This window comes from Flavobacterium sp. 83 (assembly GCF_000744835.1).
Lineage (GTDB): Bacteria > Bacteroidota > Bacteroidia > Flavobacteriales > Flavobacteriaceae > Flavobacterium.
In genome coordinates this window covers 2,040,190-2,058,618 of record NZ_JQMS01000001.1, presented here as the reverse complement: position 1 = coordinate 2,058,618, position 18,429 = coordinate 2,040,190, and the positions used below count along the sequence as shown (strand labels likewise).

The following is an 18,429-nucleotide window of genomic DNA, read 5'->3' as shown; positions in this document are numbered from 1 at the left end:
TATATTTGCACAAGAAAATCATCAAAAAAAATAAATTTATATTATTATGGCGAAAATAAAGTTAGAATACATTTGGTTAGATGGATACGAACCAACTCAAAACTTAAGAAGTAAAACTAAAGTTGAAGAACACGAAAATTTTCAAGGAACATTAGAAGAAATAGGAAACTGGTCTTTTGATGGTTCATCTACTAAACAAGCAGAAGGTGGTTCATCTGATTGTTTATTAGTACCAGTTGCAATTTATCCAGATCCTACTCGTATCAATGGATATTTAGTAATGACAGAAGTTATGAATGCTGATGGTACTGCTCACTCTTCAAACGGTAGAGCTACTATTGATGATGATGGTGATTTCTGGTTTGGTTTTGAACAAGAATATTTCATTATGGATACCCGCACTTTATTACCTTTAGGATTCCCTATAGGTGGATATCCTGCTCCACAAGGTATGTACTACTGTTCAGTAGGTGGAAAAAACACACACGGAAGAAGCTTAGTAGAAGAGCATGCAGATTTATGTATCGCTGCAGGAATTAACTTTGAAGGTATCAACCAAGAAGTTGCTTGTGGTCAATGGGAATTCCAATTATTCGCACAAGGAGCTAAAAAGGCTGGTGACGAAATATGGATTGCTAGATACTTACTAGATCGTTTGACTGAAAAGCATGGTTATTATATTGAATACCACCCAAAACCTTTAGGTGATACAGATTGGAATGGATCAGGAATGCACGCTAACTTCTCTAATGAAGTTTTAAGAACATGTGGAGATCAAGCAACATACGAAAAAATATGTGAAGCTTTCCGTCCAGTTGTTGAAGAGCATATTGCAGTTTACGGAGCTTACAATGAGCAACGTTTAACTGGTAAACATGAAACTGCATCTATCCATGATTTCTCTTATGGTATTTCTGATAGAGGTGCTTCAATCAGAATCCCATTAATTACTGTTCAAAAAGGATGGAAAGGATGGTTAGAAGACAGAAGACCAGCATCTAACGGTGACCCATACAAAATTGCTGCAAGAATTATCAAAACTGTAAAATCAGCTTTGTAAATCTTACTTAATTTATACTTGAAAAGTGCCTTCAGTAACGGAGGCACTTTTTTTATTCTATAAATTAATGACAAAATGAGTTTATTGAATAATAAGTTTAGAATTTAAGCAATCAAAAAGTATATTTGTTCAACCTATAATAAACAATTTGATTTATGCTTGTCTGGATATCATTTTTAGCTGCTGTATTACTATTTCTCTCTCTTGATTTAGGTGTTTTTAACAAAACACCACATATTATCAGCTCTAAAGAAGCGGGTAAATGGACCGCTATTTGGGTAACATTATCTTTTCTGTTTTCTGGAGTAATCTATTGGCTATACGGTAATAATTACATTTCAAATCCGGATGGATTAAAACCAATAGCTGCATCGATGAAATTCATAACGGGATATTTGATTGAATTATCCCTTAGTGTTGACAATATATTTGTAATAGCCATAATTTTTTCTGCCTTTAAAATACCTAAAAAATACCAACATCGGGTTTTGTTTTGGGGAATATTAGGAGCGATTCTTTTTAGAGGCCTAATGATTTATTTTGGAGTTTTACTTATCAATAAATTTTCTTGGACTACGTATCTATTTGGAGCATTCTTGGTTTATACAGCAATTCAAATGTTATTCACCGGAGAAGATGATAAATTTGAACCAAAAAAATCTTTCGTTTACAAAAGTCTGAAGAAACTGATGCCTATCTCCAATCATATGGACGATGAACATTTCTTTGTAAAAAGAAGGCATATTACTGCAGCAACTCCGCTATTTGTCGCATTGGTAGTTATTGAGGTCATGGATGTTGTCTTTGCACTCGATAGCGTACCAGCGATTTTAGCAATCACTAACGATCCTTTTCTAGTTTTTAGTTCTAATATTTTTGCTATATTAGGCTTACGCTCCATGTATTTCTTTTTGGCCAATATGCTAGAAAAATTTGCCCATTTAGAATATAGCCTTATTGCTATTTTAACTTTTGTGGGACTCAAAATGTTACTACACGATTTTATCGAAATGCCTGAATGGGTATCATTAGCTTTTATTGCAGTATCACTTTTAATTGGAATAATTATCTCTATAAAAATGAGTCCAAAAGAAGTTGTTGAAGATGAGATTTAACTGCGTTTTTTTTAACAGCACATAAAAAAAGGGAATCAAAACGATTCCCTTTTTTATTTAAAATTCTAAAATTACATTTGAATTTTTTGAATTTGACTTTCATTTAATTTTAAAGTGGCCATCACCGCTTCAAAACTATTTTTATTTATCGAAGTTGCATAACCTCCCGGCACAATAACGACTCTTAAGACTTGATTCAATCTATAATCAGCGGAAACAGTTTGCAAATTGTTACCAATCATAAATACATTTACATCTCTTGTTGTATAATCTTGATCATAACCAAAATCAAGTGTTCCGTCACTAAAATAATGCGTTTCAGGCAATAATTTCCATATATCACTACCTTGAGCAGTCGTGCCAGATAATCGGTACACTAAAACGACATCCGAAGAATAAATTGGATAATTAAAAGTGATTAATTTACTGTAATCATTAGTTGAATTAAATGAAGCATTAACTTCAAATACTTCGCTAGTCGTATTATCGATTATAGGTCCGTTATCAGTTACAGTACAACTTTGCAAAGTAAATAATCCTGCAAGGGCTAAAAGGGTAAGTATTTTTTTCATGATTTTAAATTTTAATGGTTTCTTTTTTTTATCTATCCATGAATTGTGCCAAAGTTTTTTTTTATAAAAAATTGTGTATTTGAATAGAAAAGAAAAACTTAAATTATACATGATAATACTAGGCTGCAAGCCAGAAAAAAGGTTTACGGAACAACATAATATTTTTTTTTGGGTTTGATATTCTTTAAAAAATTTAATTCCGCAGCAGAACTTTTTTGGCTTGAAGCCAATAGCCTAATTCATATTGAAGCCTGAAAAATAATTTGCTGTAGTTTATCTTTATTGCGTTGAAATTATTGCCAAAGATGAAGTTACAAACACTACCTATAAAAAAATATTCTTCATCAATCCAGGTGATTCTAAAGAAAAAAAGAATACCATTGTAAATTACTTTCGGTTGCTGAAAATTTAATATTATCCTCCAAAAAACTAAAACTATATTTTTTTATAAAAATTGCAATTTTAAAGAAGCAACTTCAGATATTAGGTATCAGAAAATCTGATAAAATAACCGACTGATATTCGTAGTAACAATAAAAAAGCATCCGTAAAACGGATGCTTTTTAGTTAGAATTAGTTTTTGAAGCTATTTAGAAGACATTACTTTCTTAACACTACTTCCTTGATTAGTAGTCACTTTAACAACATAAACTTGCTCCTGCCCTTTTTTCACATTAAGATTCAAAGTAACTTCTTTGTTTAAATAACTATTGGAATCTGCTTTTGAAAGTATTGAAATACCTTGTGCATTAAAAACATCAATTTTTACATCAGATACATAATCAAATTTATATTTAATAGTAAGTTGATCTTTAAATGGCACAGGATAAGCATCAAAACCTACTTTTGAAGTTGTAGATTCCATCGGTGCAATTGAAGATACGGTTGTTGAACTTGGACATTTTGGAACATCATAGCCCATAAATATTTTACAACCATCAAAAGCATTATTGATTTTATCAACAACGTCAGCAATACTAGTAAGTGACAATCCATTTACATCTCCTCCGCCCAAAGCTTTATTAGCTAATTCAAATAATCCTTGAACTGTTGGATTACCATTTAAGGCAGCAACAACATTGGCATCGATAGAATTGTATTGATATTCATTAATCACATTGGTAAGATTACCATATTGATCATAAATACATTTCCGCTCTTTTGGAATATCTGAACCACATCCTCCTTCTGGAGCAGCAGTTACCAACATTCCTCCTTGCAATACAAAATTACTCAAGGCACCGTTTATACCTATATTAAGACCTAAAGTTATGGTTTGAGCCAATAAAGTATTATTGATTCTTCCATTTTTCAAATAACTGCTAGGTAATGCACTTATGGAATAATTACCTGTTAATACATAACTGCTACCACCTCCAGGAAGAATGTCTATTATAGCGTTTATATCAGTTACTGTATTAGTAATTATCACAGAATGTCCAGTTAAACCTATAGTCATAGTTCCTCCATAGGACGCTAAAGCTCTTTGTATAAGATCGATAGTAGTGTATTTCCCAAAATTACCATCCATATCAGGTGCACATGACATGCCTCCTAGATTTCCATAATACCCTTGAGTATAAGTACATAAAGCTTTTGCACAAATTTGCGTTGTAACAAGAACCACATCAGTAGCAGTACAACCATTAGTCAAACTTGTCACAGTCAATGTGTAAGTACCATCATGATCTACTACTGGAGTAGCTGTGTCAGCTCCGGAAACGATGTGACCACCATTACTGGCTAACCAAGAAAAACTAACATTTGGAGTACTTGAAGATCCTGAAAGTGTTGCATTAGTTTTACCACACGCAATCTGAACATCATCTCCTGCAGCAGCATTTGGGGGTGTATTATTTAAAGTCACCAAAGCCACGTCAGTTGCAGTACAACCATTGGCAGGATTAGTAACCGTTAATGTATACGTTCCTGAATGACTTACTGTTGGTGTTGCTGTTGTAGCACCAGAATCAATAACTCCGCCATTTGAGGCAATCCAAGCAAATGTTGCTCCAGCTGTTGTGGAACTTCCGCTTAAAGCGATTGAAGTTGTGGTACAAGTCAACACTTTATCGGCTCCAGCATCTACATTTGGTGGCGTATTGTTTAAAGTCACCAAAGCCACATCAGTTGCTGTACAACCATTGGCAGGATTAGTAACCGTTAATGTATACGTTCCTGAATGACTTACTGTTGGTGTTGCTGTTGTAGCACCAGAATCAATAACTCCGCCATTTGAGGCGACCCAAGCAAATGTTGCTCCAGCTGTTGTGGAACTTCCGCTTAAAGCAATTGAAGTTGTGGTACAAGTCAACACTTTATCGGCTCCGGCATTTACATTTGGTGGCGTATTGTTTAAAGTCACCAAAGCCACATCAGTTGCAGTACAACCATTGGCAGGATTAGTAACCGTTAATGTATACGTTCCTGAATGACTTACTGTTGGTGTTGCTGTTGTAGCACCAGAATCAATAACTCCGCCATTAGAGGCAATCCAAGCAAATGTTGCTCCAGCTGTTGTGGAACTTCCGCTTAAAGCAATTGAAGTTGTGGTACAAGTCAAGACTTTATCGGCTCCTGCATCTACATTTGGTGGCGTATTGTTTAAAGTCACCAAAGCCACATCAGTTGCTGTACAACCATTGGCAGGATTAGTAACCGTTAATGTATACGTTCCTGAATGACTTACTGTTGGTGTTGCTGTTGTAGCACCAGAATCAATAACTCCGCCATTAGACGCAATCCAAGCAAATGTTGCTCCAGCTGTTGTGGAACTTCCGCTTAAAGCAATTGAAGTTGTGGTACAAGTCAAGACTTTATCGGCTCCGGCATTTACATTTGGTGGCGTATTGTTTAAAGTCACCAAAGCCACATCAGTTGCAGTACAACCATTGGCAGGATTAGTAACCGTTAATGTATACGTTCCTGAATGACTTACTGTTGGTGTTGCTGTTGTAGCACCAGAATCAATAACTCCGCCATTAGAGGCAATCCAAGCAAATGTTGCTCCAGCTGTTGTGGAACTTCCGCTTAAAGCAATTGAAGTTGTGGTACAAGTCAAGACTTTATCGGCTCCTGCATCTACATTTGGTGGCGTATTGTTTAAAGTCACCAAAGCCACATCAGTTGCTGTACAACCATTGGCAGGATTAGTAACCGTTAATGTATACGTTCCTGAATGACTTACTGTTGGTGTTGCTGTTGTAGCACCAGAATCAATAACTCCGCCATTAGACGCAATCCAAGCAAATGTTGCTCCAGCTGTTGTGGAACTTCCGCTTAAAGCAATTGAAGTTGTGGTACAAGTCAAGACTTTATCGGCTCCAGCATCTACATTTGGTGGCGTATTGTTTAAAGTCACCAAAGCCACATCAGTTGCAGTACAACCATTGGCAGGATTAGTAACCGTTAATGTATACGTTCCTGAATGACTTACTGTTGGTGTTGCTGTTGTAGCACCAGAATCAATAACTCCGCCATTTGAGGCAATCCAAGCAAATGTTGCTCCAGCTGTTGTGGAACTTCCGCTTAAAGCAATTGAAGTTGTGGTACAAGTCAACACTTTATCGGCTCCAGCATCTACATTTGGTGGCGTATTGTTTAAAGTCACCAAAGCCACATCAGTTGCAGTACAACCATTGGCAGGATTAGTAACCGTTAATGTATACGTTCCTGAATGACTTACTGTTGGTGTTGCTGTTGTAGCACCAGAATCAATAACTCCGCCATTTGAGGCGACCCAAGCAAATGTTGCTCCAGCTGTTGTGGAACTTCCGCTTAAAGCAATTGAAGTTGTGGTACAAGTCAACACTTTATCGGCTCCGGCATTTACATTTGGTGGCGTATTGTTTAAAGTTACCAAAGCCACATCAGTTGCAGTACAACCATTGGCAGGATTAGTAACCGTTAATGTATACGTTCCTGAATGACTTACTGTTGGTGTTGCTGTTGTAGCACCAGAATCAATAACTCCGCCATTAGAGGCAATCCAAGCAAATGTTGCTCCAGCTGTTGTGGAACTTCCGCTTAAAGCAATTGAAGTTGTGGTACAAGTCAAGACTTTATCGGCTCCAGCATCTACATTTGGTGGCGTATTGTTTAAAGTCACCAAAGCCACATCAGTTGCTGTACAACCATTGGCAGGATTAGTAACCGTTAATGTATACGTTCCTGAATGACTTACTGTTGGTGTTGCTGTTGTAGCACCAGAATCAATAACTCCGCCATTAGACGCAATCCAAGCAAATGTTGCTCCAGCTGTTGTGGAACTTCCGCTTAAAGCAATTGAAGTTGTGGTACAAGTCAAGACTTTATCGGCTCCAGCATCTACATTTGGTGGCGTATTGTTTAAAGTCACCAAAGCCACATCAGTTGCTGTACAACCATTGGCAGGATTAGTAACCGTTAATGTATACGTTCCTGAATGACTTACTGTTGGTGTTGCTGTTGTAGCACCAGAATCAATAACTCCGCCATTTGAGGCAATCCAAGCAAATGTTGCTCCAGCTGTTGTGGAACTTCCGCTTAAAGCGATTGAAGTTGTGGTACAAGTCAACACTTTATCGGCTCCTGCAGCAGCATTTGGTAAAGAAGCGTCAAGTGTAACCAAAGCTACGTCAGTTGCAGTGCAACCATTGGCAGGATTAGTAACCGTTAATGTATACGTTCCTGAATGACTTACTGTTGGTGTTGCTGTTGTAGCACCAGAATCAATAACTCCGCCATTTGAGGCGACCCAAGCAAATGTTGCTCCAGCTGTTGTGGAACTTCCGCTTAAAGCGATTGAAGTTGTGGTACAAGTCAACACTTTATCGGCTCCGGCATTTACATTTGGTGACGTATTGTTTAAAGTCACCAAAGCCACATCAGTTGCAGTACAACCATTAGCAGGATTAGTAACCGTTAATGTATACGTTCCTGAATGACTTACTGTTGGTGTTGCTGTTGTAGCACCAGAATCAATAACTCCGCCATTAGAGGCAATCCAAGCAAATGTTGCTCCAGCTGTTGTGGAACTTCCGCTTAAAGCGATTGAAGTTGTGGTACAAGTCAACACTTTATCGGCTCCAGCATCTACATTTGGTGGCGTATTGTTTAAGGTTACTAAGACTACATCTGTCCCTGAACATAAAGGATTAGCGGAACTGGTAACTGTTAAAGTATATGTACCAGCGGTATCCACCGTTGGGGTAGCTGTATTAGCTCCCGAAACGATATGACCTCCATTGCTGGCTACCCAAGCAAATGTAGCACCTGCGGTTGTAGAAGAACCGCTTAGAGCAATTGAAGTTGTGGTACAAGTCAATTCTTTATCAGCACCCGCATTTGCATTTGGAGTCAAATCCAAATTCAATTGAATAGGAGCCCCGGGAAAATCTTTCAACTCCGATTGTTCTGAATTTCCAGAGGAACGTGTTCTTATAAATAAGGTACTAAGTACTAAACAAGGATTATTAGTAGCTTTGAAAACTTGTGATAGATTGATAGCTCCTTCTGCCCATTGGTTAGGAACATAAGTACCCGGATTAGTTCCGTAAGCATCAAAGGGAACTGTAGTCGTTACGTTGTTATTAGTACAATAGATATTACCAATAATACCAACACCATCGTTTGGAACCACTACGTATTGATACACCCCTATGCTTATTTCTGTCCATTTTTGAATCACAACATTAGCAGCTCCTCCACCTTGTGTGAATTCTATAGTGACCAAAATATCACCTACTGTACGACCTCCTTGAGTTCCTTCAGTAGTAAATCCTCCGCTACCACCAGTAATTGGGGCTGTACCAGTTGCGGGATCTAAAGGACCAAAAGTAGCACCGGTAATTTTTAAGGATTTTTGCAAAAATTCGAAATCAATATAACTGCTACCATTAGTCACCTGACGGTCACCCGCAAAAAGACACCACAAATCGTTGGGATCTCCAGCTTTACTAGTACCAGCAACAAAATTTCCATCTGCACCAATTACACCACCTATAACGGAAGCATCTCCATAACTAAAATGAGCACCTGCATTTTGAATTTCATTTTTGTTAGGTGAAGATCCTGCGCCCCAAGTATAGGTATTAGGATTATCATTTATCTTATTGGAGAGTGTAAAAATTGTTAAATCATTTACATAACGATCCTGCAAGAAAAAGGTTTCGCCAGGATAAAGAAGCTGACCATTTGATAAATTAAGCACGCCATGATTAATAGCATGTGTAGTACCATTATACAGCTTATCAAACAAATCACCTATATTTTCATATTTAGTACCGATAGGTTCATGAGCCCAAGCATCGCCGTCAACACCAGAACCAGTAATGGGATGTTGCACCGGAATAATACCTTGAATATTCTGGGCATTAACCGTATAACCCGTCATCAAAATTATTATCAAAATAAAGGGCAAAAAGAACCAATGTCGCCAACGGTTTTTTTGCGATTTTGACAAACAATCAATTGAACCTCTTTCATTAAATTTTATAAAATTTAATTCAGAAACAATGTTTTTCGTTATAAAGCAACTAATTATTTTGCTGGTTAGAACATCGAAAAACTCGAAAATTGTACTCTTTTTCATAATAATAGTATTTTTACATCATAAATTAGACAAAAAGGAAGTTTACAGACTTAGGGGAAAAAAAACTTGCAGAAACAAAAATCGCCTTCATAAATAGCATTATGAAGTAATCCATCAGCCAAAAGAGTTTTATTGTGGGGAACAATAACTAAATTCTTTTAATAACCAGATAATCGCCAAAAGCAACATAAACTCTAATCTAAAACAATTAGCATTGAAATTAATAAAATAGGTGTTAAACAAAAGTTTTCAGACTTGGGCAGAAAACTTGCAGAAAAACGAAACATCTTCAAAATTAATTTGAAGTAGTCGATCATCTAAAGGAATTTTTATTTTTGGATACAAAAAATCCTTTTATCAATTTGAAAGTTGCCTGACAAGCAACCTAAATCAAATAAATTTTTGTTAAACCAAAGTTAGCTATTACATCAAAAAAAGGAAAAAAAACAGCACTTAACAAGACAACATTCTGTTATTCCCGACAAGGAACACAGTTCGCTAAGAAAAGCTTTACGGAAATAAAATATTAGCACTAAATTACTCGTTAACTAATTGATTATCAATTAATTAATAATTATATTACATAAATTATGTTAATACTAAAATTGTGTTAAAAGCATCAATTCACTCTTGCATTTTATTCATTTAATTGAAGTTTTATTGATTTTTTCTGATGCAATTTGTAAAATTATTAAGAATCCCAAATTATAAAAACCAGCACCTTTTTTGAGTCTGAAAAAACATCATAAAGATTTTATAATACAACCATTTATTCTTTTGAAGTATTAGCAACAAAATTAAAAGACAATAAAAAAGACCCTTCATCTCTGAAGAGTCTTTATATAAAATCTAAAAATGATATTCTATTTACATATTTCTTCTATACTGCCCCCCTACTTCAAATAAAGCGGATGTTATTTGACCTAAAGAACAAACTTTTGTCGCTTCCATTAAATGTTCAAATAAGTTTTCGTTTTTAATGGCTGCCTCCTGAATTGCATCCAATTGCTCCTTAACTTTATCTTGATTCGACTGGTGCAAATGACCCAACATATCAATTTGGTATTGTTTTTCTTCTTCGGTGGCACGAATAACTTCGGCTGGAATTACCGTTGGAGAACCCTTGGAACTCAAGAATGTATTCACACCAATAATTGGGAATTCACCTGTATGTTTCAATGTTTCATAATACAAGCTTTCTTCTTGAATTTTAGAACGTTGGTACATGGTTTCCATAGCACCAAGCACGCCACCACGTTCGGTAATTCTGTCAAATTCCTGTAAAACCGCTGCTTCCACTAAATCTGTCAATTCTTCGATAATGAAAGCTCCCTGAATTGGATTTTCATTTTTGGCAAGACCTAATTCTTTATTGATAATCAACTGAATTGCCATTGCACGACGCACTGACTCTTCCGTAGGTGTTGTGATTGCTTCATCATACGCATTGGTATGCAATGAATTACAGTTGTCATAAATCGCATACAAAGCTTGCAAAGTCGTACGAATATCATTGAAATCAATTTCCTGTGCGTGCAAAGAACGCCCTGAAGTTTGAATGTGGTATTTCAACATTTGCGCACGTTCGTTAGCTCCATATTTATTTTTCATGGCTTTCGCCCAGATTTTACGCGCTACACGACCAATAACGGCATATTCCGGATCCACTCCATTCGAAAAGAAAAACGATAAATTGGGTCCAAAATCATTAATGTTCATTCCTCGACTCAAATAATATTCCACATACGTGAAACCATTCGAAAGTGTGAAAGCCAATTGTGTAATTGGATTCGCACCCGCTTCAGCAATGTGATATCCTGAAATAGAAACCGAATAGAAATTTCTAACACTCTTAGTAATGAAATATTCCTGTACGTCACCCATCAATCGTAGGGCAAATTCAGTAGAGAAAATACAAGTGTTTTGTGCTTGGTCTTCTTTGAGAATATCTGCCTGAACAGTTCCACGAACTTGAGACAACGTTCTTGCTTTAATTTCGTCATACACTTCCAAAGGTAAAACCTGGTCTCCAGTAACACCCAAAAGCATCAAACCTAAGCCGTTATTTCCTTCTGGCAAATCGCCTTGATAATGTGGTCTTTCGACTCCTTTAGCTGCATATATTTTGTTGATTTTGGCTTCAACTTCTTTTTCAAGACCATTTTCTTTAATGTAAAACTCACATTGTTGATCAATCGCCGCATTCATGAAAAATCCTAATAACATTGGTGCCGGACCATTGATAGTCATACTTACCGAAGTCATCGCATGAACCAAATCGAAACCAGAATATAGTTTTTTAGCATCATCTAAACAGCAAATAGAAACTCCGGCATTACCAATTTTTCCATAAATATCAGGACGTACGTGTGGATTGTTTCCGTATAAAGTGACGCTGTCAAAAGCAGTCGACAATCGTTTTGCAGGTAATCCTGCACTTACATAATGAAAACGTTTGTTCGTTCTTTCCGGTCCACCTTCACCTGCAAACATGCGAGAAGGATCTTCTCCTTCGCGTTTGAAAGGATACAATCCTGCGGTAAAAGGAAATTCTCCAGGAACATTTTCCTGCAAACACCAGCGTAAAATATCTCCCCAAGCTTTGTACTTTGGCAACGCAATTTTCGGGATTTGAGAATGCGAAAGTGACTCTGTATGCGTAGCCATTTTTATTTCTCTGTCACGAACTTTAAACGTATAAACTGGATTCTTGTACTTGTTTACTTTTTCGTCCCAAGTCAAAATGATTTCCCAATTGTATGGATCCAAATCCATTTTTACTTTATCAAACTGATTCAGTAAAAGATTCAAAAAGATTTTGTCCTCAGCAACACCTGGTTTCTCCGATTCTAAAGCACTTGGCAAAACGGAATCATCATTAATTCCTGCTTTGTTTAACTCAGGAGTTTTTTTAGCTACGGTTTCAATCGTTTTGAAAATTCCGTATAATTTTTGGGCAACTTGTTCTTGGCTTACCGCAGTAACATCATATTTACGGTTGCTTTCAGCAATTTCAGATAAATAACGGGTTCTGTGTGGTGGAATAACGAAAATCTTCTCGCTCATTTCACGCGTGATTTGGAACGTTGATTTCAAATCAGAATTTGTTTTTTCATGGACTTTATCCATGATCGCTTTGTACAACGTATTCATTCCTGGGTCATTGAACTGCGAAGCAATTGTCCCAAAAACCGGAAGTGTATCTAAATCAGCATCCCACAGATTGTGGTTGCGTTGGTATTGTTTTTTCACGTCTCTCAATGCATCCAGAGAACCGCGTTTGTCGAATTTGTTTATCGCTACCAAATCAGCAAAATCAAGCATGTCGATTTTTTCCAATTGGGTTGCAGCACCAAATTCCGGTGTCATTACATATAAAGATACATCAGAATGATCCATAATTTCTGTATCTGATTGCCCGATTCCAGAAGTTTCCAGAATTATAATATCATAATTTGCCGCTTTAATTACTTGAATTGCATCGGCAACATATTTAGATAAAGCCAAATTGGATTGTCTTGTTGCCAATGAACGCATGTAAACACGAGGATTATTAATAGCGTTCATTCGGATTCTATCTCCTAATAATGCGCCACCCGTTTTGCGTTTGGATGGATCTACAGATATTAATCCGATTGTTTTTTCGGGGAAATCAATTAGAAAACGACGTACTAATTCATCCACCAAAGATGATTTTCCTGCTCCGCCTGTTCCTGTAATTCCAAGAACCGGAATCGTACTGTTTTCATTCTTTTTTTGGATGGCTTCCAAAGTTTTAGACGCTACATCTGGAAAATTTTCTGCAGACGAGATGATTCTTGCAATTGCCTTTGGATTTTTTTCTTCGAGATGATTGATTTCGTCCGTCAGTTTATCTCCAATAGCATAATCAGATTGTTGTACTAAATCGTTTATCATTCCCTGCAATCCCATAGCACGACCGTCATCAGGAGCATAAATTCTAGTGATTCCGTACGCTTGCAATTCAGCAATTTCTGAAGGAAGAATTACACCGCCTCCTCCTCCAAATATTTTAATTTGTCCAGCTCCTTTTTCCTGAAGCAAGTCGTACATGTATTTGAAATATTCGTTGTGTCCTCCTTGATAGGAAGTTATTGCAATAGCATTAGCATCTTCTTGAATCGCTGTGTTGACCACTTCTTCCACACTTCTATCGTGACCTAAATGGATTACCTCAACACCAGTAGACTGAATAATTCTACGCATGATGTTGATTGCGGCATCGTGACCGTCAAAAAGAGCTGCTGCAGTTACAATTCTTACTTTATTGTTAGGGATATATGGTTTTTGTTGTTCCATTTTGTGAATATCATAATTTAAGACTGCAATTTACGATTTTATTTTAAAAATTATTTGATACTAGCGCTTGTTATTAATAAATAAGAAAGATTTTTGTTATTTAGCCCCGATTGCAGCGGCATCCCTCGCTTTTTTTGGCGAGGATACAGCGTAAAGCGGGACAAATCGTGATTAATAAACCTAAAGTTTATGCTCCTAAAAAATAGTTGGCTTTATTTTTGAATAAGTAGTATTTTTACAAATGCTGAAAGGCGAATTAATCAATAATGAATTTACGATGAAGAAAATTTTAATTTTAGCGGTAGCAATTTCGCTTTCCAGTTGTGCAGAAATGCAACAAGTTTTGAACCAATTACCGCAAACACAAGGAATAGGCGGGGTTGATATTGCAGGCGGATTAAAAGAAGCGCTGAATAATGGAATTTCGAAACAAGTGACAAAATTGACTGCCGTAGATGGTTTTTATAGAAATGAAGCTGTTAAAATTTTACTTCCCGCAGAATTAAGAAAAGTAGATGCCGGTTTACGAAAAATTGGACTGAGTTCATTGGCTGATGAAGGCTTGAAAGTGTTGAATCGTGCTGCCGAAGATGCCGTTAAGGAAGCAACTCCTATATTTGTCGATGCCGTAAGAAACATGACTTTTATGGATGCCAAATCAATTTTGATGGGCAATCAAAGTTCGGCTACTACTTATTTACAAAACAGTACCTCAACGGCTTTATACGGGAAATTCAACCCTGTGATTAAAAACTCATTCACTAAAGTAGGTGCTGATAAAGTTTGGACCAACATTATTACAAAATACAACAGCATTCCATTAGTAAATAAAGTAAATCCTGACTTGACTGATTATGTAACTAATCAAGCAATGATTGGCGTTTTCAAGATGGTTGCCGTTGAAGAAAAAAACATCCGAACGAATTTGAGTACCAGAACTTCTGTGTTATTACAAAAGGTTTTTGCAATGCAGGACAAAATATAAATTAAAACCGGGCTGTTTTTTCAAACATAAAACAGACAAATTAAACTTTTTTATAAAAAGAAATACGTTTAGTTTTGAAAACACGATTCAATACTAATCAGTAAAGCCGAAAAGAGACATCTAATGCAAAAAATTACCATACTTATACATTGCGAGGACCAAAAAGCAATTATTGCCTCGGTTACTAATTATATTGCCTCAATTGATGGAAACATTATTTATTTGGACCAACATGTGGATGCCGATGAAAATGTTTTTTTCATGCGTTTGGAATGTGAGTTTAGTGCTGAAAATTGGGATATTGAAGCAATCAAAATTCATTTCCAGGCAAATTTAGCAACTCCATTTAATATGTCCTGGGAAATGTACACCCAGAATGAGAAACCAAAAATGGCTTTATTTGTATCTAAATACGATCATTGTTTGTATGACATTTTAGGACGCTACAGCGCTGGAGAACTACCCTTGGAAATTCCTTTAATCATCAGCAATCATGAAGATTTAAAATCAGTGGCAGAACGTTTTTCTATTCCATTTCATTATGTTCCTTTCACAAAAGATATTAAGGCCGAAGGGGAACAAATGCAACTTGATTTACTGAATCAGTACCATATTGACTTTATTGTTTTGGCTCGCTACATGCAGATTATCACACCTAATTTGATTGCGCAATACAGAAATCAAATTATCAATATTCATCATTCCTTTCTTCCGGCATTTCCTGGAGCAAAACCGTATCATTCTGCTTTTAAACGCGGCGTGAAAATTATTGGTGCCACCAGCCATTATGTAACCGAAGGATTAGATGAAGGTCCAATCATCGAGCAAGACATTGCCCGAGTTTCACACAGCCATTCTATAGAAGATTTTATTATGAAAGGCCGAGATCTGGAACGCATGGTTTTGGCACGGGCCATAAAATTGCATGCCGAGAGAAAAACAATGGTTTACAATAATAAAACGGTGGTATTTTCTTAGAATTCTACCAACCCTCTCCAAAGAAGAGAGCCGAAACCCATAGAAATAATTAAATCTATTATATACAAAATGCTCACTTTTAGCGAGCATTTTTTTTTTGATATTTTAAAATTTTTACCTTTCTAACAAGTCAACGTCAACACCTAATCCAGCAGCAACTCCTGCCCCTATGCGACCGTCAGCTCTATACCAATGATTCAATTGACGGTTTACTATTTCTTCTTTTTTAGGACCTTCGATGCCAGACATATGAGCAATAATATTGTTAATCGTATTTTGCTGTTGCTCCAGAGTCATGATTTTAAATAAATTGCCCGGTTGGGTATAATGGTCATTCTCCCCTTCACAATTTCTATCGTACCAGTCGGCAAAATCACTGAATACTTCCAATGGCGGTTCTTTATAAGCTTGGTCTATTTCCATAGCATCAAAACTATTGGGAAAATAATTTGGATAGCTCCCTCCATTCCCATCTACACGCATTTGTCCATCCCGCTGGTAATTATTAGTTGCAAATGGGCAACGGTTTACCGGGATTTGCTCATAATTAGTCCCCAAGCGATACCGCTGCGCATCAGGATAGGATAACAATCGCCCTTGCAACATTTTATCCGGTGAATAGCCAATTCCATCCACAATATGTGCCGGTGCAAATCCCACTTGTTCTATATCCTGAAAGTAATTATGTGGATTTTGATTTAATTCTAAAACACCAACATCAATCAAAGGGAAATCGCCATGAGGCCAAACTTTAGTCAAATCAAAGGGATTTAAATAATAGTCCTGTGAATTGGCTTGCTCTTCCGTCATTACTTGAATTTTCAAATTCCATTGCGGAAAATTTCCTTTATCGATATTTTCAAACAAATCTCTTTGCGCAAAATCCATATCACGTGATTTCATTTCAGCCGCTTCTTCATTTGTAAAATTTTTAATTCCTTGCGCTGTTATGAAATGAAATTTCACATAAACACGTTCATTACCAGCATTTATCATCGAATACGTATGACTCCCAAAACCATGCATGTGCCGATAGCCAAAAGGAGTTCCCCGATCTGACATCAATATTAATACCTGATGCAAACTCTCGGGATTAAGCGACCAATAATCCCACATCATCGTAGGCGATTTCATATTAGTGTACGGATCTCGTTTTTGGGTATGTATAAAGTCTCCGAATTTTTTAGGATCTTTAACAAAGAATACGGGAGTATTATTACCCACTAAATCCCAATTCCCGTCTTCGGTGTAAAATTTCATAGCAAAACCTCGCGGATCTCTTTCTGTATCAGCCGAGCCTCTTTCACCTCCCACGGTTGAAAATCGAAGCACTAATTTAGTTTCTTTTCCAATTTCAGAAAAGATTTTCGCTTTTGTATATTTAGTAATATCGTGTGTTACGGTAAATGTCCCAAATGCTCCTGAACCTTTTGCATGTACTACTCGTTCAGGAATGCGCTCTCTGTTAAAATGAGCCATTTTTTCGTGAAGAATATAATCCTGCAATAATAATGGTCCTCGTGAACCTACCGATTGCGAATTTTCATTTTCAGCAAATGGTCTTCCGGACGCTGTTGTAAGTTTTTCATGTGATTTCATATTAATACAATTTAATAGTTTTCATCAAACAATAACAAAACTTAAAAAACACAAAAAATTGAAGTGTCTCTAAAAACACTAGCAAAAAATCAAGTTGCATTTTTCAACAAAAGAGAATCAAAGTTGGCAGGTAAAATGGGGTAGTTTCAAAGTTGATTCTGAAACAGAATCAATAACAAGGAATTGATAGATTAAAGTTAAAAAAACTTAACGTATGTACAACAAAGTAATAACAAAATCTTAACAGCATAACATCCGTATATATATGATCTTTGCAGAGTAATAAACTGGTTATTTATTATTTTGGTTTTGGTTAGTTAAAGAATTGCCTGCATTTTTAAATGCAGGCATTTTTTATTTAGCTGTATTTATAAAAGAAAGTACAGCATCATTGAAAGCATTAGGCTGCTCCACATTTACTACATGTCCACATTTCTTTATCACAAAAAGTTTTGACGATTTATAATGGTTCTCTACAACTTTACGAACAGACGGTAAAAACATATAATCCTCTTCCCCCATAACATAAAGCGTAGGAATATTCAATTCGACCTGACGAAACCATTTGAGAACCGGATTAATTTCGGCAGTGAGCTTAAACCATTTAATAAATTCTTTCTGGTATAATTTTTTGGCCTCGTTTATAAAAAGCACACGCGATTGCTTGTGACTTTTTTTAGGCATAATGACAAAGGCAAAAAATTGATATAAAACCAAATAAGGCAATACATACTTAAACATATTCCCCAAACGCATCAATACTTGAGAACGGAAATTCATTTTCAATATCGCACCTCCAAGAATCATGCTTTGAACCCGTTCCGGATACATTTCTGCTAATTGTCTGATGAGTATGGTACCCAATGAAATCCCAACAAAATGTGATTTTTTTATTTTAAGAAAGTCTAAGACTTCCAGAATATCATTGGCCAAAGCCGAAAAAGTATAGTGCTGTTTGAAAGCCGTTTTTAAGGTCGGTTTTGATTCCCCGTGACCACGTAAATCCAATAACAATATATTATACTGCTTTTTGAAATCGCGTATTTGTTTGAACCAAATAGAAGAACTTCCGCCAGCACCATGCACAAAAGTTACCCATTGATTGGTATTTTTATTTTCGTAAATGGTATAATTAATCACGTCTTTATTTTTTGTAAAAATAGAACTTTAATTTTAAATCTCAATCTTAACAAAAAATAATACTAATTTAACAATTGTAAAACGTAAAT

9 protein-coding genes are annotated in these 18,429 nt (G+C 36.2%); 4 read left to right on the top strand and 5 right to left on the bottom strand.

What is annotated here, in order from left to right:
- Window positions 1–46: 46 nt before the first annotated feature.
- Together T410_RS09030 and T410_RS09025 are read left to right on the top strand one after the other, a co-directional pair.
- Entirely contained in the window at window positions 47–1,060 is a 1,014-nt protein-coding gene (locus T410_RS09030; RefSeq protein ID WP_035670741.1) for a glutamine synthetase beta-grasp domain-containing protein, read from the top strand.
- A gap of 155 nt (window positions 1,061–1,215) precedes the next feature.
- Complete coding sequence (locus tag T410_RS09025; RefSeq protein WP_035670739.1) at window positions 1,216–2,175, top strand: TerC family protein; 960 nt, start codon at window positions 1,216–1,218, stop codon at window positions 2,173–2,175.
- Between the two features lie 71 nt (window positions 2,176–2,246).
- On the opposite strand, the gene T410_RS09020 is transcribed toward T410_RS09025, so the two are convergent.
- The 3 genes from T410_RS09020 to T410_RS09010 form a co-directional block, all read right to left on the bottom strand.
- Window positions 2,247–2,747: a hypothetical protein gene (locus tag T410_RS09020; protein WP_035674320.1), complete on the bottom strand. Its 501-nt coding sequence runs from the start codon at window positions 2,745–2,747 to the stop codon at window positions 2,247–2,249.
- A 586-nt stretch (window positions 2,748–3,333) separates the two neighbouring features.
- The gene (locus T410_RS09015; RefSeq protein WP_035670737.1) at window positions 3,334–9,318 is read right to left on the bottom strand and encodes a T9SS type A sorting domain-containing protein; all 5,985 of its coding nucleotides are present in this window, start codon (window positions 9,316–9,318) and stop codon (window positions 3,334–3,336) included.
- Between the two features lie 867 nt (window positions 9,319–10,185).
- Entirely contained in the window at window positions 10,186–13,638 is a 3,453-nt protein-coding gene (locus T410_RS09010; protein WP_035670735.1) for a methylmalonyl-CoA mutase family protein, read from the bottom strand.
- A 277-nt stretch (window positions 13,639–13,915) separates the two neighbouring features.
- On the opposite strand from T410_RS09010, the gene T410_RS09005 reads away from it, so the two are divergent.
- Together T410_RS09005 and purU are read left to right on the top strand one after the other, a co-directional pair.
- Window positions 13,916–14,623, top strand: a complete 708-nt coding sequence (locus T410_RS09005; RefSeq protein WP_035674317.1) for a DUF4197 domain-containing protein — start codon at window positions 13,916–13,918, stop codon at window positions 14,621–14,623.
- 123 nt (window positions 14,624–14,746) lie between these two features.
- On the top strand, window positions 14,747–15,601 hold the full coding sequence (gene purU / locus T410_RS09000) for a formyltetrahydrofolate deformylase (RefSeq protein ID WP_035670732.1): 855 nt from the start codon (window positions 14,747–14,749) through the stop codon (window positions 15,599–15,601).
- A 114-nt stretch (window positions 15,602–15,715) separates the two neighbouring features.
- Here purU and T410_RS08995 read toward each other — a convergent pair whose 3' ends face one another.
- Both T410_RS08995 and T410_RS08990 read right to left on the bottom strand, forming a co-directional pair.
- On the bottom strand, window positions 15,716–17,200 hold the full coding sequence (locus T410_RS08995; protein WP_035670730.1) for a catalase: 1,485 nt from the start codon (window positions 17,198–17,200) through the stop codon (window positions 15,716–15,718).
- 354 nt (window positions 17,201–17,554) lie between these two features.
- Window positions 17,555–18,340 carry an alpha/beta fold hydrolase gene (locus T410_RS08990; protein ID WP_035670728.1) on the bottom strand — a complete coding sequence of 262 codons (786 nt, stop codon included), beginning with the start codon at window positions 18,338–18,340 and terminating at the stop codon, window positions 17,555–17,557.
- Window positions 18,341–18,429: the final 89 nt, after the last annotated feature.